Source organism: Bradyrhizobium sp. JYMT SZCCT0428, assembly GCF_018131075.1.
Taxonomy (GTDB): Bacteria; Pseudomonadota; Alphaproteobacteria; order Rhizobiales; family Xanthobacteraceae; genus Bradyrhizobium.
Map to the genome: position 1 here is coordinate 1 of NZ_JAFCLS010000058.1, position 21,475 is coordinate 21,475.

The window sequence follows — 21,475 nt, forward strand, 5'->3', positions numbered from 1 at the left end:
CGCTCAAGTGAGAACTCGTAAAACAGCGGGGCCTGATCAACCTGCCGCGGACCCATCATCGATTCGATCTCCCGCCCAGACGGGACGGAATGAATCAGCGATCACGGTCGGCTTCAACACCGAGTTTTTCAACACAATCGGCCACAAGCGGTCGCGCCCAGAACCTCGTGGCGGCAAGTAGAGAGGTTGGCAGTTTCTGGAGGGAGCAGCGGAAGAGAGATCGACAGTCCTATCCGGGCCGACGGCCGACGATCGCATTGGCGTGCGCCTCGATCGAGACACGCCCATTCGCCTCGACAGGCACCTGCTCACGAACCCGAGACTTGAGTTGCGTCACGTCGGCTGTCGCCATCGTTGTGAGCATTGGAGCGAGATTGGGCGCCGCGATCGTCGTAGACCAATAGTCCTCGAAATCGTCGAAAATTCGTCGCGTGCGAAGAACACGCGCTTCGACATCGGCGAACCCCGCCCGTGTCCACAGCGCATGTAGTCCTTCGGGCGTCGAAGCTTCCGCTCTAGGAGCCCGCAGTGGTGTAAGCCCCATGCCTTTCATCTCGATAATGATGGCCTCCGACGGGGCGCCGCCGCTGACGACGTCCCAGCTATAAGCGGCCGCGAGACCTCCCGGCCGTACGACGCGAGCCATTTCAGTGACTCCCCCGGCAGGATCCGGAATGAAAAACACAACAAGCGCCATAACGGCCGCATCGAAGGTGCCATCGGCGAATGGCAATGCCATTGCATCGCCCTGTCGAAACTTCGCGACAGGTGCCGCCAGCCGCTCTCGTGCAAAGGCCAGCTGAGCTTCCGAGGGATCCACGCCTTCGACGATCGCCGGGTCGCAGTGCTCGACCAGCAACTGCGTAAACGCGCCATTGCCACAACCGATGTCGATCCATCGCAAATTGGGCGGGGGCGAGAGCCATTCAATAAAAGCGCGTCCGGCTAGTCCACTCCACTTGCCCATCATCCGTTCATAGACGGCGCCGTCATCGAACTTGATCGTCGGTGCGGACATTGGGCAACCTCGCTGCGTAGTTCATTGACCGGCGGCCTTGAGCACCGGCGTCCAACGGGCGACCTCACGAACGACTAATTCCTGCAGCGCGTCAGGCGCGCGCCCGGCCCGGTCCGGGATCTCGCTGCCAAGATCGAGCAGTCGCGCGCGTGTGCCTTCGTCATCAAGGGCTTTGACAAGCGCGTCGTTCAATTTGCCGACCACGTGTTGTGGCGTACCCTTCGGTGCAAATAGCGCAATCCAGGCAGAGACCTCGAACTCCTGCAGGCCGCCTTCCCTGGTCGTCGGGACATCCTTCATGGCCGCCGAACGTTTGGCCGTCGCGACACCAAACGCCTTGAGCGTGCCCGCCTGAATATGCGGCGCTACGTTTACAATCTGGTCACAGCCAAAATCGACGTGTTCCGCAATCAGGTCATTGATGGACGGCCCCGTGCCGCGGTAGGCTACCCGGGCAGTCTTCGTCCCCATGATTGATTGGAGAAGAGTGCACGTCGTGTGAGAAACCGAGCCGACGCCGGCATGCGCTTCGACTACCTTGTCCTGGTTGTTTCTCAAATAGTCGACGAACTCGCGGAGATTGCGGGCTGGAAATGTCTTCCGGGCAACGATCATGATCGGCGTGGTAACCATCAGTCCGATGGGAGCAAAGTCCTTGGCAGGATTGTATTTCAGGTCGGGATACTGCGCCGGCGCTGCACCATGTGTTCCCATATTGCCCAGCATGATGGTGTATCCATCTGCGTCTGCTCGCGCACCTCGGCTGATGGCGCTCGTGCCGCCAGCACCCGCAACATTCTCCACGACAATCGGTTGGCCCAGCGTTCTGGCCATATGCGCCCCTATGAGGCGTACGACCGTGTCGCCGGGGCCACCGGCGGCGAACGGAACGATCAAAGTAATCGCTCGTTCCGGAAAAGCAGCCGCCGCCGGAATGGCACCGGCAGCAAGCGCGAACGCGGCCATGACTATGGCGGTGCCGATTGGCTTCATCGTCATTCTCCTTGTCCTGCGGTGCCCAAGATAGGATGTCCACGCCCCCGACCCTGTATGCGCGACAAGAGACGCACAATGCGGAATGTGCTAAGTGTGCCTCAGGCGCAGCCGAAGGTACGTTCCTGACGATGTCCATAAGGTTTGATCTGACCGACCTGCGCCTGTTCGTGCACGTCGCCGAAGCTGGCAGCATCACGCACGGGGCCGCTCGCGCGAATATGACCCTGGCGTCGGCGAGTGAGCGTATCCGCGCCATGGAAGATGCGCTCAGCGCCCCGCTCCTGGAAAGGAACCGCCGGGGGATTCGGCTCACCTTAGCAGGAACGGTGCTCCTGCATCACGCGTGGATTGTCTCGCAGCAGCTGGAGCAAATGCGCGGTGACCTGGACAATTTCGGGAACGGGTTGGCGGGACATGTGCGCTTGCTGTCCAATATCGGCGCAATGGAATTTCTTCCCGTACCCCTGGCGGCCTTTCTCTCTGCCCATCCGAATATCGACGTCGACCTTGAGCATCATGGAAGCGGCGAGATTATTAGAGCAATCGCCGCGGGTCGCGGCGATATCGGCATTGTCGGGGAGACCGTCGATCCAGGCGCGGAGCTGGACAGTTTTCCATTCGCGGAGATCCGCCTGGTCCTAGTGACGCCACTGCGGCATCCGCTCAGCCGGCATCGCAAAATTGCATTCCGCGAAACTCTCGACCATGAATTCATCGGCTTTGCCGTGGGCAGCCCGATGCAGGACTTGTTGAACTATCATGCCTTCCGTGCCGGACGCCGCTTTAAGCTGCGCATCCGCCTCAACGAATCCACGTTGATGTGTCAGATGGTCGAAAAGGGCATTGGTCTCGCCATTCTGCCTGAAACGGCAGCTCGGCGATCCCAGCAGTCGATGGCTATCCGCGTCATTCCCCTGACGGACAGCTGGGCTCTTCGCCCACTAAGCATTTGCGTGCGAAGTTTCGGGTCCCTGCCCGCACACGCCCAACGGCTGGTCGAGTTTTTGAGGCCGGGCACACTGGTGTCTTGATGATCGAGGACAGTGAGCGGAGTGATTTACGGGAGCAGACTGCCTGCTAGAAGCGAACGTCCGTTACGAGTTTCGAAAAGAGTCTTCTCTTGGCACTTTTCGGCGCGAGTGTCCGTTTCGCGCCATAAGCGGCCGATCATGAGCATATACATAGGCAACGCCTGAACGCTCAGTCGGCTATAAGTCAGTCACTCGCGATAGAGCGGCGCGGAGGGTGGGATGGCGGAGGATCCTGTATGCCCGCACGCCCCGTCGCTCGAGGCCGACAACCTTGGAACAAAGGATTGCTCGTCGGCCAGAAGAAACCTCTGGAGCCCAAGCATGTATGGTCAATTCGAGTCCGTCTAGAAATCGCGCGGTCCAAGCGTGACCTTGCAATCTTTAACTTAGCAATCGACAGCAAACTTCGCGGCTGTGACCTGGTCAAACTGCGGCTAGAGGACATTTGCTTGGGAACAAATGTGAGGCGTCGAGCGACTATTGTCCAAAAGAAGACTGGACGACCGGTTCAGCTTGAGATCTCGGAGCAGTCGAGGAATTCCGTAGAGGCTTGGCTACCAATGCTCCGGACTATAGGTTCGCGATATCTCTTCCCCAGCCGGCTTCATGCAAGTCCTCATATTTCAACCCGCCAATATGGGCGGCTCGTGCATCGCTGGGTTCAAAGCATCGGCTTAGAGTCAGCGTCTTACGGCACGCACTCGATGCGTCGCACGAAGGCTGCCCAGATTTATCGGAAGACCGGCAACCTGCGTGCAGTCCAACTTCTCTGGGACACACCAAGTTGGAAAGCACCGTCCGATATCTCGGAATTGAGGTGGACGACGCCTTGAATATTGCCGAACAGATTGAACTCTGATTGTCGACCACCGGCTTCCGCGCCGGTGGTCGCTTTCGCGCCAGAAGCGGTCGTTCCATAATCGTTCAATCCGCGAATCCTGGGCAATTGGCCGGCGAAACACAGTGGCTTGCCGAGCGAGACCATTCCGCTCGCACCGCCGCCGACACCGCAGCACGTTCAGTTCATCCTGCTCACTTTGGCTGTCGCTAGATTTTCTTCGATTTCCCGGTGCACACGGCGTGCACACGTCGCCTTCTAACTAATTGAAAAACCTAAATTCTCGCTCCAATCCATCATGGGCAAGTTTAAGCTAGGTCCAGCCAGCGAAAGCTAGTTAGATCAAGTCTCACACATCTCACCGGCCGCTTTGCGCCGATAGTATTGAAAAAGTCCTTTTTAGCTGTTGACTGAAAATTCTGAGGGCCGCTCGTGCGTCTTATGCGCTGCGATGTGAGGGACCAAATCGTTTTATCCAGAATCGATCACAGACCTGCGTAATGGCGCCAATAGCGATGTGGCCGTGGGAAAGAGATCGACATCTGCGAGATTTTCGGAGTTCCTCGATTTTCGACTTTTTCAACACTAGCCGCCAGCAGCGGCCGGTCAGGCCAAGTCGGCTTTTGAGCGGAAGCTGAAGTCAAGTTCCCGCCCAACCCGACAAGCCACGATATTTGATCGTCTTATGTTTGAAGTCCAAGGTCTATTGGCTGATTTTGAGCTGTTATCGATCGGCAGTTTCGGATCGAACAGGAGCGATTGTCACCGCTGCAGGACCGCCGAAATCGTGACGATGGCTTGCGCGATCCCTGCACCCGAAGCAAGCATGCAGGACAGGCTCGTAGCTCGCGGGCGTAAGTCCTTGCAGCTCTTGAAGAGCACCGCCCGAGAGCCGCAGGGAGGCTGAAGGGTCGGTTTGCAAGACCTCAATGTCGTGCCAGTCGATGTCGGCCGTCCGCCCCGTACCCAGCGCCTTGAGACAAGCCTCTTTGCCGCTGAAACCACGGGCAAGCAGCAAGGTAGGATCTATGCCCCGCTCGCACAGCTTGCGCTCGTCAGCTGTGAACACCTCGTCGATCCAGTCATCGCCTACCCCTACGCTCAATCACCCCGCATGTCGGCACCCACCGGCACAGGAAACGTTTTTGTCTCCGACCGGTCTGTCGCATGCTGCATCATCAACGGGAGAATACCAGGGCTATCAAGTCAACCTCGAAGGCCAAGAAGCCTACCCACGAAGCCTTTGTCGTCACTAGCGACGGAGAGAGCGCGTTCTGGACCAAGATCGGCGGTGTGTGGCCGCATGACGATGGCAAGGGGTTCAATGTTGAACTGGTTGCCGTGCCTGTCAGCGGCCGGCTGGTCATTCGGGAACGCAAGGAGGCTGACCGGTTCTGAGATCGGCGAGAAATGCCCCTGAGTGGGCATTTCTTACGTTGATGAGCACGATCGGTGTTCTCTGCCAACACACACCCGGGAAAAGCAAGATGCGCAGGAAAGGCCTAACGAGGCCGCGTGGCGCCAGCTTCCTTGGTGATAGCCGCAAGCGAATTGCCAGTCTTGCGGACAATCTCACCCAACTCTGGGGCAGAGAGCTTGAGCCGTTTTCGTAAAACCCTTACCTGGATCTTGTCCCGTAAATCGATGGCGTTGCGAAACATAGTGGGCTTACGGATCTGCACGACGGATCTCCCTGAGAGGCATAGGCGCTCTCGTTGCGGATAGAACGGTAGCCAACTGGCGGGGTTCCGGCGGGCCGCATGAAATTTACGCAATCTCCAGCTCTCTCAGCATGACGATCAGGCGGCCCGGCTCAGGGCATGGGAGTTCACTTCCTCTGTTATCACAACAAACCGGGCCAGGGCCGCATTGCCGAACTGGGTCGAGATGGCGACATCTGCCGCATCACGGCCGCGGGCGATAACGATCCGGCCGATACGGGGAACATTGTGGCGCGCATCGAAGGTGAACCATTTCCCGTCCAGGAAAACCTCAAACCAGGCACTGAAATCCATTGGTGCAGGGTCTTTGGGCACACCGATATCGCCGAGATAGCCCGTGCAGTAACGCGCGGGAATGTTGATGCAGCGACAGAGCGTGACGGCCAGGTGGGCAAAGTCACGGCAGACCCCCACCCGCTCTTCGTGGCCTTCTGACGCCGTGCGGTCGCCGCGAGCGTGATGGTAGCCGAACTGAATCCGTTGGTGAACATAATCGCAGACGGCCTGCACCTTCTGCCAGCCTCCTGCGATTGCCCCGAACTGCGACCAGGCGAGTTCTGTTAGGCGCTGGGTGTCGCAGTAACGGCTTCCATAGAGAAAGGGCAGGACATCATCGGGAAGCTCGTTTACCGGCCATTGGCACGCACCAGGCGCAACATCATCCGGCAGGCCGGAATCGTTGATCAGGAAGTCATTGCGGATTCCGACCCGGCCAGGCGGCGCCACAAATCTGGTCCAGACATTGCCAAAGGGATCGATGCCGTCGCGTGAAGAGAGCTGCGGCGAAAGTTCTATCTTATGTTCGCTCAGGAGGTCTTTATGGCGTGACGGATGCACCGACAGGAGCAGCACCATTGGGACTTCCTGATAACAGTCGAATGCGATTTCGTAGCCTGCCCGGATGATCAACTGTCTCTCCTGATCTTGCTTCGTGGTGAATGGCCTCGATTAATCGAATGTCTCCGGGTTGGTTCCTGCGGAAGTCTGCTGAAAATGTAAGCCGCGTGGCGATGCGGTTGGGTTCACTTTTGTACAGAACGGGACGTACTTGGATTGCGCGTTCGGCTCCTACCGCGTGGCCAGTTCCTGTGAGCGGTGTGTGGAAAATGGATGCAAAACGCAACGTCAACGAACGGAACGAAAAATTCGGAACCTCGTTAATTGATAACCGAACCCAAGGAGGACGCCATGGACTGGAATCGGGTCGAAGGAAATTGGAAGCAGGTCAAAGGCAAGGTGAAGGAGCAGTGGGGCAAACTGACCGATGATGACCTTGATGTCATCAACGGCAAACAGGACCAGCTCGAAGGAAAGCTCCAGGAGCGCTACGGCTATGCGAAGGACCGCGCGCAAAAGGAAATGGACGACTGGTACGGCCGCCAGACCTGGTGACATCCACTTAGAATGCCCCGCTTCGGCGGGGCTTTTTTTGTCAGTGCGTCTAAGGGTTGCGTGTCGCGTCAGCAAGCTGACCAGGCTCTACGCACAAGCGTGCCGGGCCAAGAGGCCTTCGGTAACGATCCTTCGCGGAAGGAAGAGCTAAGGGGCGCTGTCCCTGGCACCTGCAAGGGGTCGCGCTTACAAACCGCGATGGCCCAAACTGCCAGACATTTTCATCATTCCGTAATTTTACGGCGCGTTTCCTGGGGGTGGCCGAGTGGTGGATATAGACACCAGTTTAGACCAGTTCTAATCTTAAAGTGCTTACCCGCCGGGATGCACAGAATGCTGAATTACCGCGCTTATTTGCTGGACCGGGAAGGTCATATCAAGCACCGGGTCGAGTTGATTTGCGAAGACGAAGACACCGCAAGAGAGCGCGCAAAGCTTCTCGCAGATGGGAACGACGTTGAACTGTGGTTAGGCACGCGCAGGATAGCCACGTTTCGACATTTCAACAGTTAGCTATGCCGCCGTTGAGAAACAGACATTGGACTGTTGAAGACGGCGAGCGATTGAAATCGCTAATCGCCAATGGCGTGTCTGCCACGCGGGCTGCGTCAATTTTTCGCTGTTCTATTGCTTCTGTTCGCAACCGAGCCCGAAAGCTGGGTACGCCGTTTCCCACTGTGAGAGACGCCCGCAAGAAACTGTCGCCCTCGAAATGAGGTATGCGGATTGCATTTGCGGTCGTAACGGCAATAGGGGGCCGCGTCGATGAAGGACTATCAGGCTTCGATTGAAAAACTGCGGAAGGATGCCGCCGAGGCTGCTCTGATACGCGACCTCGCCACAGACCGGACCAAACGCGAGATGTTCAACCGGCTACACGAACACCTTAACCGCCTGGCCGACGAAGTTGAGCGCGCGATGAAAGCAAGCGCTACGAAGTAGGGCAGCTAATCGCGCGCAATCGTATTCGCGGTGCGGCCCGCGCGGCCCGATAAGCCGGTCAAGGCTGCGGGAAGATCACCGAAACCGAAACAATATCGAGCGCCACCATCGTCAGGATAAGCGTTGCGTATCCCGCGACTTGTACCCAGTCTTCGGCGGCGGTCCATCCGCCGATTTTGGACCCGGCCAATCAGAGACAGAATTGACCCAGATCAAACAGAAACCGAGCCAGGAAGCCGGCCTGGCGGGTGCTGTCCGTTGCTGTGTTCATGGGGTAAGGCCGGCTAACAGGGCCTCATGAGTCGGACGGTCGTCGCGAGCGCCGTGAACATCGTCAATTGCGGTCGCGCTGGCGCCCGGATACCACGGCTCGCCATCGTTTTTCGTGGTGACCGGGCTTTTTCGCAGCCGCACCAGGTGCCCGCGCTTATAGGCATATCCGCGCTGTTCCGAGCACGGCTTGCAGCGCATCCGGCGTTCCAGTTGCCAAATTGGGGTTTCTTTCGGCCGCCGGATGATCGTCAAATCGACGGCGCTATGCGTGTTGCAGCCGTCGCATTTCACTTCGAGGTAGCGATAGCCGGCGTTGAGCGCGTCACCGAGCGACGGCGATGGCTGCACGAGCCCGCCATAGCCTTTCATGCGCAATATTCCATGCCTCGCAAGCGGCCGCATCGGCAATCTTGCGCGCGTCCCTGGCGCGTTCCTCGGCCGCCTTGATGCTCGCGCCGAACAGCCGTTCTTTCGAGACCGAACCCATCGGCTATTGTCGCGCGGCACCGCCGGTAAATCCATGGGGCGAGATGTCGAGTGCCGGCGGGACCGGAACGCAAGCGGTTGGTCAAGGCGATCTTCGGTTGCTTCCGCATCGATCGACGTTGACCTGATCGCGATGCGCGGGAACGCACCATACTTAACGACAGCCGGGCAGAATGTGGCGTGGGGGACAGATAGCTGACCCGTTGCGCGACGCGGACGGCTGTTATGAGAACAACCTCTGCCACCAGGGTGGGTTTATCGCGTCGGCCCGAATTTTCTCGGTAACTTGAGTCCTTGCGCCAACTACGCCAAATTGCCTCCTTGGTAGTCGTACCAAATCCCATTATTAGCGTAGAAAATAACGTGGTTTTCGAGCCCCTTCGTCGAGGTTGGCGGCCGGCCTGGGGACGGCGCTTTCACAGATGAGGACACACCCCGGTCCTTCGCAGCCTCGCGCCTGCTCGCCAACGACACGGACGTGGACGACGGCGCTGTCCTGAACGTCACATCGGTCTCAGCCACCAGCGCGAACAGCGGGACTCTGAAGGTTACTCACATCAATGGCTTATTAATTTCCGAGTTTGACACCGTAGTTCTTGCTTCGGGTGCGTCAGTTACTTTAACCAACGGGGTGCTAGTTTACGATCCGACAACATCGGCTTTCGTTGGCTTATCTCACGGGGAAAAATCGGTAGAAAATTTCGATTACGCAGTTTCGGACGATCTCGGCGGAAGCGCTACTACAAGCATTACGGTTAATCTTGTCGGCACGAACGACGCGCCGGTTGCGACAGGCGACAGCCTAGATGCGATCCAGCTGGAGGACGCGGGGTTCTACTTCAACAGCGCGAATGGCCACTGGTACCGGTTTGAGGGGGTTGCAAAGAACTGGTTCGACGCGCGTGACGCAGCTACGGTTGCCGGCGGGTATCTTGCCACGGTAACAACCGCCCAAGAGAACCAATTCATCTGGGATCACATCGACGCGGGGCACCCGGGCAGTGTCACGAGCACCGGTTTGCCAATCAACCCAGGGATTGAACCGATTGTTGACCGAAGCATGTGGATCGGCGGGAGCGATACCGCCACCGAGGGGGTCTGGAATTGGCAGACTGGACCCGAAGCTGGTCAAGTATTTTGGGATAACGGCTCAGCCATCCCAGTCTACTCCAACTGGCTGCCCGGGGAGCCGAGTAATACGCACGCCGATTTGGATGGCGTTTGAAGAGAACCCTATTATCTCCAGCGTAGACTGATGCGATGATTGCGTCGACATCTCCATCGCGACGAAACTATACGAAGCACAAGAGAGAGTGCCCTTATCGCTGTAGCCAAGGCCAAAATCTTCATCGAAGAAGGTTGGAAAACTTCTATCACCGACGAGCACGGAAGAAATTTCGAACCTGCTGATTTCCATTTGCTGCGTGCTCATCCTGCCAAATTCCCCCGTCGTACTGAGGATTAGGCGTAGAGAACACTCCAGTCGAAACCGTTCCGTGTGAACAGACGCACGCGCTTGTGCCCTCGCGATGAACAGCCGGTAGCCGTCGTGCTCGACCTCATGGACGGTATCTGTCAACATCTGAGTCGTTTGCCAGCACGTCTAGAACATGGGATTGCGCCGCGCTGAGCGGCCCATCGCCATCAAGATTGCCTAACGCAATGTCCCAGCTATGTGTTTGACCGATGGAGGCGCCGGCCGAAAACGTGCCCGTCCCATCGTTTAACCAGATTCTGTCCGGGCTGTTGCTTCCGCTCGTTACATCGACGAAATCTAGATCTCCATCTTCATCAACATCACCGACAGATACAGTTTCGCTCGTGTAAGACCCTTCCAGTTGCTGACCAGTATCTGAGAATACACCAGTGCCGTCCGAGGGCAACGTGATTGCTGTAGGAAGCGTTCAATACCGAAGCGAATGTGAACTCTCCGTCAGGAGCAAACACACTCTGGCTCAATAATGGTGCTGCCACATAGGGGTCATACTTCCATCGCGGCTATCGTAAGACGGCGCCCACCAAACCATCGCGATGCCGCTGAGATTCGGCTCTTCGATTATGACGGAGTACGGCACGTCGAACCATTGCCCCGGTTCGGTTGGCCGATGCGGATGCTTCAGCAAGACCCGATAGCGACCATTGGCCATATCCCACTCCGCCTCCACGTGCTGGCCATCCGCCGCGTTCTGCGACCACTTTATAGGGCAAAGTGTTACTCCCGGTCTTTCTTCACATATGACTAAGGCCATGCGGGCGTTACACCGCATGACCTTTAGCCGGGACTGTCCCGCTCCTCGCGTGATTCCGTCTCCGGTTGCACTAACCGCGGACGGGCGAAGACGTTCCTGACGAGATCGGTGCAAGGGCAACGAAAAAAAAGCCGGCGTAGGCCGACGGGCTTACCCTTCAGGCTGATAGGGCCATCCCAAACTAGCGTCACGACGTTTTTGGCGGGTGGACGGCGATATTCCCCGCCTCACTTGCCGGCGTCGTGGCAACATGTCGCGGGCCGCTTGGTTTTCAAGCAGATTTATGGTACAACCAAATATATGAAAAAATCAAGTGCGGTTGCACCAAAAAGGCGCGGTCGACCTGCTATCAAAGGTGGCAGAGATCCACATATTGCTGCCAGGATGCCGCCTGCCCTGATCGCAGCGGTTGAGGCTTGGGCAGAAACCAACAAAACCAGCCGCTCTGACGCCTTCCGTCGGCTGGTCGAGCTGGGGCTCACTGTAAAGGCGAAATCGAGGCCAACCGGGCGACTCAGCGCCGCTCTCGTTGCGGACTTAGCCGTTGAGGCAATCGACAGCTTAGGGACGAAGGTCAAAGCGCATGCTCGGCCGGCCGACAAGCCGGGCCGGAGGTTGCGCGCTCAGGAGCTTGCCACGAAGGCGATCGAAAAGATTATCGATCCCGCGGCCGCCCCTGAAGAACAAGCCCAGCGCAGACGGCGGCTAACCAAGAGGCCTCCGGAGTTTCGTCAGGCTCGCCTTGATCAGCCGAAGGCGAAGGGGAAGTGAGCACGGCGGGCAACGACGATAAAAGCCCGCTTATCGATCTCGTTAGCTGCATCGTATGCAATCAAACAATGAGGCTCGAAAAAAGCTCCCCCGACGCTGAAGGAATTGACATCATTCAATATCGCTGTGACCTGTGTAACAGAATTGAGCAGGTGCGATTAGTGCGCCGAAGTCGAGATTCGACGGACTGATCCAGCGATTTGCCAAGCCCCTCAGGATCTGCGCACGGGGCGCGCCGACCGTGAAACCATCGATCGAGGGGTTCTGGCGAGGATCAGCTTCGCTCCGCTTGCAGGATATCGCGCTCGTTCCGGAGGAACGTTTCCCTGGTGCTGTTCGTTGAACATCAGGGGCGTTTGGAGAAATAATGCAGGAAGAGTGCAATTCTAGTCCGGATCTGGGACTGGGTACGACTGTGCTAGCGGTAATGGGTGCAACTGCGTTGGTAGCTGTGTTCTTTCTATTATCACCGTGGAACGTCTCCCACATCGCAGACAAGTCCGCTCCTAGAACCTTGTTCGTGGCTGCACCACCCAATAGATGAACAAGAGAGCGGCGCACCGATGCGGCGGCTGCAGAACTTCGGGGAACCGCACCCCGGACGAGCCCTCCGCGCGCTTGATCGCCCACTCTGATTGCGGAAAACTGCGGCTTGTCGAGATCTTGGCTGAAGGGCTAAGAAATGACGAAGACACCGGGCAAAGCTGAACCACAGAAGCCGATCAGCAAAGCCGAGCGCGAAGCGCGTAAGGCATTCCGCCAAGTCGACGCCGAAAAGGCAATGACCGAGCACGAGATCGCGCAAAAGGCGTTCTCAAAAAACCGCGACCGTCTCAAGGCCGAGCGGCTGGAGCGCGAGGCTGCAGCGCCACCGCCCACAAAAGCCCGACCCAAGGCGAAGAAATGACAGCTCCGAGTCCAGCGAGACGGCGTTGGAACTCCCCGTCGATGCGATCTGAAGATGCGGGATATTCCCGTGCCGCTGCAGGACTTCACCGACCGCTATGAAGGCCGTTACCGCGACGTCCAACTACCGCTGCCGATGCGCATGGTCTGACGATGCTAACCGACCGGCAAATTGCAGTTCTACGCGATATTGGCCCCGCTTCGTCATTCAATCAGGCGAAGAAAGCGGAGGTCATAGACCTAGTCGCACGCGGTTATATCGAAAGAGATGGGGACCTCTTCAAGCTCACAGCAATGGGTTTGAAGGAGCTGCTTGATCGGCGGCGGACTTGAGATGGCCCCACGCAAGAAGCCAGCGGCGATCGGCGTCAAGGCTCCTTTTCCGGGGTTCATCGAGCCCGCGCTCGCGACCTTGATCGACAAGGTGCCATCCGGCGAGCGCTGAATTCACGAAATCAAGTTCGACGGTTATCGCGTTCAAGTCCATCTCGCAAACGAAGCGGTGAAGGTCTTCACGCGCCGCGGCCACGATTGGACTGATCGGTTTAAGAAAGTTGCCAACGACGCATGGCATATCAGTGCAGGCTCTGCGGTCATCGACGGCGAGATCGTTGTGCCGGCCGCCGATGGCACGACCGACTTTTCCGTTCTGCAGAACGAACTCAAGGGCAAGTCCGACAAAATCGTTTTCGTCGCGTTCGACTTGCTCTATCTCAATGGCTACGATCTCCGGAAGCTACCGCTGATCGAACGCAAGACGCATCTCAAGAAGCTGGTCGCCAATACGTCGGTTCAGTTCAGCGAAAGCTTCGAAACGGATGGCTCCGAGATCTACGCGCGCGCCTGCAAGGTCGGCCTCGAAGGCGTCGTCTCAAAGGTACGCGACAGACGCTATTCGTCCGGCCGCGGTAACGACTGGGTCAAGAAGACCTGTGCCCAGCGCGAGACGCTGACGATTGCCGGCTTTGCACTTGACGGCAACGACTGGGACGGCATCTATCTTGGTCGACGCAAGGGCAACGACCTGATCTACGCCGGTAAGGTCGACCATGGCTTCGACAAAACATCCGCGGCAGCGTTGCGCCAACGTCCCACGCCGCTGATACGCAAAACCCAGCCCTATTCCAAGCGCATCGCACATCGGGGAATCTGGGTCGAGCCGGAGCTACTGGCCGAAATTGAGTACCGGGCGAAATCTGCCGAAGGCAAGGTTCGACACCCGTTCTTCTGACGCGGTGCCGCGTCAAGCTTCGAACAGGCGCGGGCCGGCTGCCTGAGAACGCGAAAAGCCTCCCCTTCAGTTATAGCACGCCCACAAAGGCAGAAACGATCAAGATTGCCGCTCCGACCGCTAGGATTATCACATCAACTGTTATGCGCCGCTTGGCAGATTCGGTCATGGCTGAACCTGCATCCACGGGAAACCGCGTTGTCTGACCAATCGCGACCGAACACTGTGCGTCAGCTCACATACATATCGAGAAAGTTCACTGAAGCGGGTGCTGATCTGTTGGCCTAAACCAACTGACGCGGTCACCCGCGCTTCAATCAACGGGCCATTTCTGTTCAAAGAAAGCGCCAGCCCACAAAGCCGGCCTGGATCTAACGTCATGATCGGCTGGACGACCTCGCGCTCGATGTTCGACCGTTGCAGGCTACGCCATTCATCAACGCCAACCGATTATGATGGTGACAAGCAAAACAACGAATGAAAGTGGCCGCCAACGAAGGAGGTTCTAGTGTGTCTAGAACTCAATGCGGTTACACTCGTAGCAACCGAACACCTTGTTAACGGTTTGGTCCTTGCCGAGTGGCATCATCTCAGCGTTGCAATTCTCGCACTCGCGAATTTTTGAAATTGATTCGATCATCTTGCAACGATGCGCGCCAAACCAGTCGGAACGATGTAGAATTCCTCCGTAGGACTACGGCAATCGATGGCGATCACGAGCTGCGCAGGCGTGAATGCCCATGCAGCCGACCAACGCATTCGATTAAACGAGAGGGGCCGCCAACTGAGGCGGCCTCAATACAACGCAAGCGCAATGGCGAAGCACGCAATCAACGTTGCTGTGCTTAGCGAGAGATAGACGAGAGCTTCGTCCTTGCGCTGGTTCAAATTGTCCATGTGACGTTTATGCTCGGGTCGCTGCTTTGTTCCGACCATGGCCGATTGCATTCTCCGCATGCGAACACTCTTTCCCGGTCGAAGAACTTCCGACTAGTGTTTGCGAGTGAACTTCGCGACCTTCACGGTGCCTTGCCATAGCTCTCACGTCGTGGCCGTCCACTAACCGCTTGGCCTGCTCCTAGGCCGTGCCTTCGTCGGTGGCTGTCAGGCCGAAGCGTTGTTGAGTGCGGCCGTCCGAGCCAATGATGTAGGCCCTGGTCTAAACCCGTTGTCCAGTTACTTACATGACGAGGCCGCGCGTAATCACCGTGGCGAGCAGAGCGGTACTGAGGATCGCAACGGTAAGACAGATGCGTGCTGCGAGTGAGTACGAAGTGAGACTTGGTTGTTCCATCACGGCACGCGCGCTCCCTCTGGCCGGTGATGCCGAGGGCAACTAAACGAGGCGGTTAAGGTTCCAGTGGGGATCTTAGCAGCCACTTGCCGTTCGCCTGGATCGGCGGGCACGGCACGGTCCCGTAGGAGCAGAATACGCAACAGTCGAAAGCGTTGAGTTTCAGGCGAGTGCCGCAACCGGCGCAGTAATAGAAAAACTGGCATGCATTGGTCGCATTGTCTCGGTCGGTTGGTGCTGAAGGCCGTGAGGTGTCCGAAGTCTGTAGGATTTCATCGACGGCCCTTGGGCCGCAAGATCGGCGTGCAGCTCCCGCTACCGCTGAAAGAACTCAAGACAAATTTCGACTGCACGACCCAGCTACAGCCAGCGCTAAAAGCATTGGAAATCAAGAAGAAGCTGGAACTGTACTAATCACGTCACGATCCCTTCGCATGTCGGCTTCAAGTTCTTCGACAATGACTCGAAGCAAACAGACGGCAAGCGGGTCAGTTACCTCGCGCGACAGAAATTGATAACGCGCGATCTGAACTTCCTGCTCTCTAAGCTGGCGGTTTGTCATGAGCTGCGCCCTCCGACAAACTTACGCCGAGACGGCTAACTTGTTTCGTTAACGTTTTTCGGATCATTTGAGATGGTTTCTATCTAGTAAATTCGTGTCCGCCTGCTGCTAACCGAGCAGCCGGGCTGAACGATGAAATGGCTCCGATAATTCCGGGCCGGAACCATTCAGATCAGCCGATGCGAGTACGTCCGTCCCCCCCGGCGTGATCAAACCGCGAGCTGATTTACGGCGCCTCATCCGTCTCAGGACATGGCACAACCGCCCGGCAGGGAGCGGCTCACATTCCGCGCGAAAGCCACCCGAACGGAAACATTCCCAGGATTGGCGGGCACTTCTTAGAGTTGCCGCGAACGGACCTCCTGTGCTGCAGTGGACAGCCGCTTCATTCAATCACGTCGTCAGCGCCGGCGAGCAATGAAGGCGGTACCGTGAGCCCGAGGACCTTGGCAGTTTGGAGATTGATAACAAGTTCGAATTTCACAGGTTGCTCGATAGGCAAGTCTGCCGGCTTCTCCCCGTTTAAGACCCTTTGCACATAGCCCACTAGACGTTTGGCCTCAAAAGTCCGACTCGGGCCGTAGGACAGCAAAGCACCGCTGTCTGTGAATCCCCGCCACGACGCAATCACTGGAAGACGACGCTCCTGGCCGTGTTGTGCGATCTTAGCGGCAACAACGCCAGTAAGGCGTGACGAAATGACGAGCAGGCCATCAGCGCGGCTTGCTTCCACCCCCTGCAGTGCTGCATCGAGGTCGGCGATCTTGTTTATCGGGTGGGTCGTTAGCTCAAGGTCGAGCGACTGGGCTCCGCGCCGTGCAAAAGTCACTTCGTCATCGAAATGCTGGGAATAAAATTCACCGCAACCTTCCTGACGTTGGGGGCCACTTGCTTGAGCAATTCAATCCGCTTCGCCGCCATTTCATCCGTAAGAAACGTGATCTCGGTGAAGTTCTTACTTGGTCGCGCAAGCGACACGGCAATTCCTGACCGGATGGGGCTATCGCTAACGCCGCCGACTATGGCTATGCTCCCCTTACTTGCCTCAAACAGTGGCTTGATAACATCACCGCCAACAGCGAGCAGAAGGGTGGGCCTTTGGGCGGCAAATTCGGTGGCCAATGCCGCAAGTCGATCCGGCATTCCGTTGGCATAGCGAAAGACGATTTCGACGTTGCGGCCCTCGATGAGTCCGGCTTGTGCAAGTGCGTCCTTCAACGACTGATCGACCGGTCCCATTTTTTTGGCGTCGCCAAAGGCTAACCACCCAATCCGGGGCAACGATTTCTGCGCATGCACGGCAAGCGGCCACGCAACCACTGCGCCGCCAACAACCGAAATAAACTCGCGTCGTCGCATGGGAGCCTCCGAAGGGTCGAGCAGCCCACGCGTTCAACCTTAGCACCTTGCGAACCACGGTCGGGGATTAATTGGCTTGATGTCCGTTCCGGGTCAATCGCGTCACTTGTCGTCGGCAGACTACTTCCGGCTTTCCGCCGGAAGCGGACATCGCAGGGCCGGTCGGCATGTCTCTAAGTGCCACCACCGGAAGTCGCCGTTTTCATTCGATCACCTCATCGGCGCGTGCGAGCAGCATCGCGGGCATTTCGAGGCCGAGCGCTTTAGCAGTCTTGAGGTTGATTACGAGATCGAACTTCTCCGGCCGCTGTATCGGTAAGTCATTTGGCTTGGCACCGTGCAGGATTTTCCCAACATAAACCCCGGCTCTTTGCACCATCGCGGCTATGCTCGGCCCATAACCGATCAAACCGCCCGCTTTTGGAAATTCGGCGAACAAGGAAATGAGAGGGAGTCGATTAGCCAGCGCAAGCTCGCTGATTTGCTTTGAAGAGATGAAGACAAGAGGCGACGACAACAAAATTCCGGCTTCGACCTGCCTTGTTTTGGCAGCCTCCAAGGCGCGTCCCCAGTCGTCCGGGACCTGCACTTCAATAATTTCAGCTTCGACCCCGACCGTCCGTACCGCCGACGCAGCCGCTGCGAATTGCGCCGCGTTGAGGCCGCGGATGCCAAAGATTGCTATGTGAGACAGCCCGGGAACCATCTCCTCTTGAGCAGCCCAACCTGTTTCCCGCTCAACTCCGGAAGATCAAGAAACACCCCGGTCAAATTGCCGCCTGGGTGTGCAAGGCTCTTGATGTATCTCATCGCAACGGGATCGCTCTCCATGTCTACCGCAACGGTAGGAATGCTGCTCGTTGCGTTCCTGGCCGCGGCAACCGCCTCTGGATGTGATGCAAATATGACGTTCACTTCGAGCCGAACAAGATCGCCGGCAGCCTCCTTCATTAGCTCTGGTCTAAAGTTGGTAAAGCGCTTTTCGATTGCGAGGTTTTTGCCCTCCACATAGCCCTCTTCGGCCAGACCCCGCCGGAAGGCGGCTTCGTTGGCGCGGCTCGAAAAGGTGCTGAGAAAGCCGATCACCGGCATGGCCCCCTGCGCCCGGGCCATAAGCGGCCACGTCGCAGCGCCGCCGAGTATTGTAATGAAACCACGGCGCTGCATGTCCGCCCCCAAAACTCAGGAGACGGCATCTTAGCGGCGAGAGCGAACGCTTTGATAGGGCAGAAACCGGTATCGAGAGTATTTTCGTCGTGTGATGCCAATGTCGCAGTTGGGTCAAACTCAGATCTCGCCCGGCCGGTTCGGCATGTCGGCTATACCCCCGATAACGGACCTCGTCAGCCCGCCTCATCAAATTTCGGACTTAAGCCGCTTGTTCTAGCCGTGCGTCGATCTCCTCGCGCAGCAACGTGAAATCAATTGGTTTGGTCAGCAATCCAACGGCCCCTTGGGCAATCGCGTGTCGCTTGGTGTCCTCGTCACCGTAGGCGGTTATCATGATCACCGGCACGTTCGGTCGCTCGGCCCGCACTTTCGGTAGCATCTCAAGGCCGCTCATGCCGGGCATATTGATATCGGAAAGGATAAGAATCAGCGAAGGGTCAGCGATAGCCTTCACGCGGTCCAGTGCGGCTGGCGCGGACAGCGCAAATTCCATGATGAAGCGGCCCGAACGAAGATCGCGCCGGAAATGCTGGCGAAACATGCTTTCGACATCAGGCTCATCATCGACGACGAGAATATGGGTGCTCAAGTCATGCCTCCAGTCCTCTATCGAGCCGATATTATTCGGGGCAGCATGATAATGAATTCGGTAAAATAACCCGGCTCGGTATCGACGTCGATTGTGCCACGGTGCTGTTTCACCACGATGTCGTGGCTTATCGAAAGACCGAGCCCAGTTCCTGCACCCGAGGGTTTAGTCGTAAAAAAGGGGTTGAATATCTTCTCTTTTATCTCGGGTGCAATTCCCATACCATTGTCGCGTATGCGAATTTCAACCTTATCACCGCGATTTTTCGTCGCGACCGTCAACATCGGTTCGTAAGCATCCCCGGGTTCAACGGCACGCTTGGTGGCTGCGTAAAAACCGTTGGAAATCAAGTTGAGCAAAACGCGGGTAATCTCCTGAGGATATATATCTGCCGTTCCGGCGGCGGGGTCGAACTCCCTCTTCAGCGCGATGTTGAAACCAGATCTTTCGGCGCGAGCCCCGTGATAGGCAAGATTGAGGCTCTCGTCGAGAAGCGAATTTATATCCGCAGGCCGGTGTTCACTAGCACCTTCGCGCGAATGCAGAAGCATGTTCTTAACGATAGAGTCTGCGCGCTTGCCGTGCTGCACGACCTTCTCAAGATTATCCTTCAGCAGACCAGTCAATTCGTCGACTTCTTCCCGCATCTTCTCGCCGAGAGCGGCAGACTTGAGTATGTCATTCAGTTCATCGGTCAATTCCGCCGAAAGCGTGGAGAAATTATTGACGAAATTCAGTGGGTTCTTGATCTCATGCGCGATGCCTGCGGTAAGCTGTCCAAGGGATGCGAGTTTTTCGGTTTGTACCAGACGATCTTGGGCCGTTCGTAACTCGTCAAGGGACCGCGATAGTTCTTCGGTACGGTGCCGCAACTCGTTCAAGAGCCTTGCGTTTTCGATTGCGATGACTGCTTGGCTTGCGAAGTTTGTCACCAAGGCGGTTTGCTTGTCGGTGAAGTGTCTCACTTCTTGGCGGAAAATCGTGATAGAGCCAACCAGCTTTTGGTCCTTCAGCATAGGAACCATCAGGAGTGTTCGTGCGCCCGCCAAGTCAGCGAGCGCACGAACGTTGGCATTTCCGGCAACGTAGGGCGGCTCGGCCCTTAGATCGGCGATATGAACGGGCCGATGGGTCTTCTCTATTGCCCTGAGGCCACTCTCGGGGTGAGGCCGGATAACCTTATATAATTGAGTATCTGCATAGGCTTTAGGCGCGTTATACAAGGCAACGGAACGAAAACCACCGTCCTCATAGACAGTCATTGTACCGAAGTTCGCGCCACATATGCGTGTCGCGTTCTCGAGCAACTTGTTGAAGACCGGTTCCAAATCACCGGCCGACGATGAGATAACCTGTAGCACTTCTGCAGTTGCCGTCTGCTGCTCGAGGGCTTCGGTAAGATCGTGAGTCTTTGCCTGCACCTGCTCGAACAGGCGCACATTGCCGATCGCGATCACTGCCTGGTCGGCAAACGTCTGCAGCAGGGCGATTTGCTTTTCGCTGAAGGGGCGCAATTCGGTGCGACGCAGCACGATTACGCCGATGCTGTCGCCTTCGCGGAGCAAGGGGATGCATAGCACGGTGTGTACGTTGCTCCGGTGCGCGTATTCCTGGGAGCGCGGGAATTGATCGCCTTCAGGTCCGTGCAGGTCGTGTACGTGCACCGGTACGCGGTCGATCACCGCGACACCGGCCATTCCTTCGCGGTCGATGGCTTGCCGCTGCCAGGATACCGGTATCGAGCCATGGTGCGCCAGGAACACCAGGTCGTTGCCATCCCTCAGTGAAACATGCGCATCGTCCGCCTCACAAAGCTCGCAGGCGCTCTCGACGATGGCCTGGAGGGCCGGCCCGACATCGGTCGGCGAGGATGCAATTACCTTAAGCACGTCGCCGGTGGCGGTCTGCTGCCGAAGGGCCTCGGACAGATCATCAGTGCGGGCCTGCACCTCGTTGAACAGTCCGACATTCTTGATCGCGATGACGGCCTGGTCGGCGAAGGTCCGCAGCAATTGGACGTGATGATCGGCCAGCATGCCCGTCTCGCGCCGTGTGGAGACGATGAAGCCGATGAACGTGCCCCGGTCCATCAGCGGCGTGTAGGTCGCGCTGCGCCAACCGCGAGCCCGGCCAAGTTCACGGATTCTCGCGTCTGCAGTTTCGCTGTCTGAAACCTGCGCCGTCTTGCCGTTCCTTACCCCCAAGGCGATGGCCGGCACTTTGCTCAGATGCCTTGGGAACGCGGCCTTGAGTGCTGCGTCGGACTCCGGGTTAGTCGGAGTGAAGGCGACGAGGTGATCGATGTCCTCGATGATGCGATGGACCGCAGTGGAAAACCCGCCGATCAGACGTTTGGCGCTGTGGGCGATGGCGTCGAACACCTGCTGCACATCGTCAGGCGAACTGGCAATGACCTTCAATATCTCGGCCGTCGCCGCCTGCTGCTCGCGGGCTTCCTTCAGGTCTTCGGAGATTGAACGACGTTTAACTCTGGTGGCCACTGGCGCAATGCGGGGCTTGGTCTTGGTCGTCTTGCGACCCTTTGCTGGGTTTGTGTTGCGGCCCGTCTTGCCGCCCGGTCTTGATGGCCGCGCCATATCCGCCCCCCAAGGTCAAGAAGGGCATCTTATCGGGACACAGCGTCATT

23 protein-coding genes and 3 pseudogenes are annotated in these 21,475 nt (G+C 57.5%); 11 read left to right on the forward strand and 15 right to left on the reverse strand.

Going from position 1 to position 21,475, the window contains the following annotated elements; genetic code table 11:
• Positions 1-181, forward strand: a 181-nt coding sequence (locus JQ575_RS37300) for a hypothetical protein (RefSeq protein ID WP_212038181.1), incomplete at its 5' end; no start/stop codon positions are given.
• Between the two features lie 48 nt (positions 182-229).
• Here the strand turns inward: JQ575_RS37300 and JQ575_RS37305 are convergent.
• Both JQ575_RS37305 and JQ575_RS37310 read right to left on the reverse strand, forming a co-directional pair.
• Positions 230-1,018, reverse strand: coding sequence for a class I SAM-dependent methyltransferase (locus JQ575_RS37305; protein WP_212038182.1), 789 nt, complete (start codon positions 1,016-1,018; stop codon positions 230-232).
• Between the two features lie 21 nt (positions 1,019-1,039).
• Positions 1,040-2,011 (reverse strand): tripartite tricarboxylate transporter substrate-binding protein, encoded by a 972-nt coding sequence (locus tag JQ575_RS37310; RefSeq protein ID WP_249167157.1) that lies wholly within the window; start codon positions 2,009-2,011, stop codon positions 1,040-1,042.
• Positions 2,012-2,148: 137 nt separating this feature from the next.
• On the opposite strand from JQ575_RS37310, the gene JQ575_RS37315 reads away from it, so the two are divergent.
• Both JQ575_RS37315 and JQ575_RS37320 read left to right on the forward strand, forming a co-directional pair.
• Positions 2,149-3,045 (forward strand): LysR family transcriptional regulator, encoded by an 897-nt coding sequence (locus JQ575_RS37315; RefSeq protein ID WP_212038214.1) that lies wholly within the window; start codon positions 2,149-2,151, stop codon positions 3,043-3,045.
• A 236-nt stretch (positions 3,046-3,281) separates the two neighbouring features.
• Positions 3,282-3,904: pseudogene (locus JQ575_RS37320) on the forward strand (tyrosine-type recombinase/integrase).
• A gap of 703 nt (positions 3,905-4,607) precedes the next feature.
• Here JQ575_RS37320 and JQ575_RS37325 read toward each other — a convergent pair.
• Positions 4,608-4,988, reverse strand: coding sequence for a holo-ACP synthase (locus tag JQ575_RS37325; protein ID WP_212038184.1), 381 nt, complete (start codon positions 4,986-4,988; stop codon positions 4,608-4,610).
• A gap of 62 nt (positions 4,989-5,050) precedes the next feature.
• Here JQ575_RS37325 and JQ575_RS37330 point away from each other — a divergent pair, with 62 nt between their 5' ends.
• Positions 5,051-5,281, forward strand: coding sequence for a hypothetical protein (locus tag JQ575_RS37330; RefSeq protein WP_212038185.1), 231 nt, complete (start codon positions 5,051-5,053; stop codon positions 5,279-5,281).
• A gap of 104 nt (positions 5,282-5,385) precedes the next feature.
• On the opposite strand, the gene JQ575_RS37335 is transcribed toward JQ575_RS37330, so the two are convergent.
• Positions 5,386-5,565, reverse strand: coding sequence for a DUF3606 domain-containing protein (locus tag JQ575_RS37335; RefSeq protein WP_312016089.1), 180 nt, complete (start codon positions 5,563-5,565; stop codon positions 5,386-5,388).
• Positions 5,566-5,682: 117 nt separating this feature from the next.
• Entirely contained in the window at positions 5,683-6,513 is an 831-nt protein-coding gene (locus JQ575_RS37340; protein ID WP_212038186.1) for a transglutaminase family protein, read from the reverse strand.
• Positions 6,514-6,792: 279 nt separating this feature from the next.
• On the opposite strand from JQ575_RS37340, the gene JQ575_RS37345 reads away from it, so the two are divergent.
• From JQ575_RS37345 to JQ575_RS37355, 3 genes are all read left to right on the forward strand, one after another.
• On the forward strand, positions 6,793-6,996 hold the full coding sequence (locus JQ575_RS37345) for a CsbD family protein (RefSeq protein WP_212038187.1): 204 nt from the start codon (positions 6,793-6,795) through the stop codon (positions 6,994-6,996).
• 333 nt (positions 6,997-7,329) lie between these two features.
• Positions 7,330-7,509: a hypothetical protein gene (locus JQ575_RS37350; RefSeq protein WP_212038188.1), complete on the forward strand. Its 180-nt coding sequence runs from the start codon at positions 7,330-7,332 to the stop codon at positions 7,507-7,509.
• Positions 7,510-7,761: 252 nt separating this feature from the next.
• Positions 7,762-7,938, forward strand: a complete 177-nt coding sequence (locus JQ575_RS37355; RefSeq protein WP_212038189.1) for a hypothetical protein — start codon at positions 7,762-7,764, stop codon at positions 7,936-7,938.
• Positions 7,939-8,205: 267 nt separating this feature from the next.
• On the opposite strand, the gene JQ575_RS37360 is transcribed toward JQ575_RS37355, so the two are convergent.
• Positions 8,206-8,580 carry a hypothetical protein gene (locus JQ575_RS37360; RefSeq protein WP_409364865.1) on the reverse strand — a complete coding sequence of 125 codons (375 nt, stop codon included), beginning with the start codon at positions 8,578-8,580 and terminating at the stop codon, positions 8,206-8,208.
• Between the two features lie 475 nt (positions 8,581-9,055).
• Between JQ575_RS37360 and JQ575_RS37365 the strand changes: the two genes are divergently transcribed.
• The gene (locus JQ575_RS37365; RefSeq protein WP_312016090.1) at positions 9,056-9,922 is read left to right on the forward strand and encodes a VCBS domain-containing protein; all 867 of its coding nucleotides are present in this window, start codon (positions 9,056-9,058) and stop codon (positions 9,920-9,922) included.
• 730 nt (positions 9,923-10,652) lie between these two features.
• Here the strand turns inward: JQ575_RS37365 and JQ575_RS37370 are convergent.
• The gene (locus JQ575_RS37370) at positions 10,653-10,844 is read right to left on the reverse strand and encodes a hypothetical protein (RefSeq protein WP_212038191.1); all 192 of its coding nucleotides are present in this window, start codon (positions 10,842-10,844) and stop codon (positions 10,653-10,655) included.
• A 366-nt stretch (positions 10,845-11,210) separates the two neighbouring features.
• Between JQ575_RS37370 and JQ575_RS37375 the strand changes: the two genes are divergently transcribed.
• The 3 genes and pseudogenes from JQ575_RS37375 (at position 11,211) to ligD (ending at position 13,854) form a co-directional block, all read left to right on the forward strand.
• Positions 11,211-11,717, forward strand: a complete 507-nt coding sequence (locus JQ575_RS37375; RefSeq protein ID WP_249167159.1) for a hypothetical protein — start codon at positions 11,211-11,213, stop codon at positions 11,715-11,717.
• Positions 11,718-12,399: 682 nt separating this feature from the next.
• Positions 12,400-12,624 carry a hypothetical protein gene (locus JQ575_RS37380; protein WP_212038192.1) on the forward strand — a complete coding sequence of 75 codons (225 nt, stop codon included), beginning with the start codon at positions 12,400-12,402 and terminating at the stop codon, positions 12,622-12,624.
• 333 nt (positions 12,625-12,957) lie between these two features.
• A pseudogene (ligD, locus tag JQ575_RS37385) lies at positions 12,958-13,854 on the forward strand (non-homologous end-joining DNA ligase).
• Positions 13,855-15,203: 1,349 nt separating this feature from the next.
• On the opposite strand, the pseudogene JQ575_RS45885 reads toward ligD, so the two are convergent.
• The 8 genes and pseudogenes from JQ575_RS45885 to JQ575_RS37420 form a co-directional block, all read right to left on the reverse strand.
• Positions 15,204-15,367, reverse strand: a pseudogene (locus tag JQ575_RS45885) (GDCCVxC domain-containing (seleno)protein).
• Between the two features lie 169 nt (positions 15,368-15,536).
• On the reverse strand, positions 15,537-15,710 hold the full coding sequence (locus JQ575_RS37390) for a hypothetical protein (protein ID WP_212038193.1): 174 nt from the start codon (positions 15,708-15,710) through the stop codon (positions 15,537-15,539).
• Between the two features lie 385 nt (positions 15,711-16,095).
• Entirely contained in the window at positions 16,096-16,539 is a 444-nt protein-coding gene (locus tag JQ575_RS37395) for an ABC transporter substrate binding protein (RefSeq protein ID WP_212038194.1), read from the reverse strand.
• The gene (locus JQ575_RS37400; RefSeq protein ID WP_212038195.1) at positions 16,536-17,069 is read right to left on the reverse strand and encodes an ABC transporter substrate binding protein; all 534 of its coding nucleotides are present in this window, start codon (positions 17,067-17,069) and stop codon (positions 16,536-16,538) included. The genes JQ575_RS37395 and JQ575_RS37400 overlap by 4 nt, the downstream gene beginning before the upstream one ends.
• A gap of 202 nt (positions 17,070-17,271) precedes the next feature.
• Positions 17,272-17,775, reverse strand: coding sequence for an ABC transporter substrate binding protein (locus JQ575_RS37405; protein ID WP_212038196.1), 504 nt, complete (start codon positions 17,773-17,775; stop codon positions 17,272-17,274).
• Entirely contained in the window at positions 17,751-18,236 is a 486-nt protein-coding gene (locus JQ575_RS37410; RefSeq protein WP_212038197.1) for an ABC transporter substrate binding protein, read from the reverse strand. Before JQ575_RS37410 ends, JQ575_RS37405 begins: the two co-directional genes overlap by 25 nt.
• A gap of 202 nt (positions 18,237-18,438) precedes the next feature.
• The gene (locus JQ575_RS37415; RefSeq protein WP_212038198.1) at positions 18,439-18,828 is read right to left on the reverse strand and encodes a response regulator; all 390 of its coding nucleotides are present in this window, start codon (positions 18,826-18,828) and stop codon (positions 18,439-18,441) included.
• A 17-nt stretch (positions 18,829-18,845) separates the two neighbouring features.
• The gene (locus tag JQ575_RS37420) at positions 18,846-21,425 is read right to left on the reverse strand and encodes a GAF domain-containing protein (protein ID WP_212038199.1); all 2,580 of its coding nucleotides are present in this window, start codon (positions 21,423-21,425) and stop codon (positions 18,846-18,848) included.
• Between the last annotated feature and the right edge of the window lie 50 nt (positions 21,426-21,475).

Bases quoted from the DNA above. Each gene is read 5' to 3' on its own strand.
- JQ575_RS37305 (WP_212038182.1), bottom strand. From the start codon at position 1,018: ATGTCCGCACCGACGATCAAGTTCGATGACGGCGCCGTCTATGAACGG.
- JQ575_RS37310 (WP_249167157.1), bottom strand. From the start codon at position 2,011: ATGAAGCCAATCGGCACCGCCATAGTCATGGCCGCGTTCGCGCTTGCT.
- JQ575_RS37330 (WP_212038185.1), top strand. From the start codon at position 5,051: ATGCTGCATCATCAACGGGAGAATACCAGGGCTATCAAGTCAACCTCG.
- JQ575_RS37345 (WP_212038187.1), top strand. From the start codon at position 6,793: ATGGACTGGAATCGGGTCGAAGGAAATTGGAAGCAGGTCAAAGGCAAG.
- JQ575_RS37350 (WP_212038188.1), top strand. From the start codon at position 7,330: ATGCTGAATTACCGCGCTTATTTGCTGGACCGGGAAGGTCATATCAAG.
- JQ575_RS37355 (WP_212038189.1), top strand. From the start codon at position 7,762: ATGAAGGACTATCAGGCTTCGATTGAAAAACTGCGGAAGGATGCCGCC.
- JQ575_RS37360 (WP_409364865.1), bottom strand. From the start codon at position 8,580: ATGAAAGGCTATGGCGGGCTCGTGCAGCCATCGCCGTCGCTCGGTGAC.
- JQ575_RS37370 (WP_212038191.1), bottom strand. From the start codon at position 10,844: ATGGCCAATGGTCGCTATCGGGTCTTGCTGAAGCATCCGCATCGGCCA.
- JQ575_RS37380 (WP_212038192.1), top strand. From the start codon at position 12,400: ATGACGAAGACACCGGGCAAAGCTGAACCACAGAAGCCGATCAGCAAA.
- JQ575_RS37390 (WP_212038193.1), bottom strand. From the start codon at position 15,710: ATGACAAACCGCCAGCTTAGAGAGCAGGAAGTTCAGATCGCGCGTTAT.
- JQ575_RS37400 (WP_212038195.1), bottom strand. From the start codon at position 17,069: ATGCGACGACGCGAGTTTATTTCGGTTGTTGGCGGCGCAGTGGTTGCG.
- JQ575_RS37405 (WP_212038196.1), bottom strand. From the start codon at position 17,775: ATGGTTCCCGGGCTGTCTCACATAGCAATCTTTGGCATCCGCGGCCTC.
- JQ575_RS37410 (WP_212038197.1), bottom strand. From the start codon at position 18,236: ATGCAGCGCCGTGGTTTCATTACAATACTCGGCGGCGCTGCGACGTGG.
- JQ575_RS37420 (WP_212038199.1), bottom strand. From the start codon at position 21,425: ATGGCGCGGCCATCAAGACCGGGCGGCAAGACGGGCCGCAACACAAAC.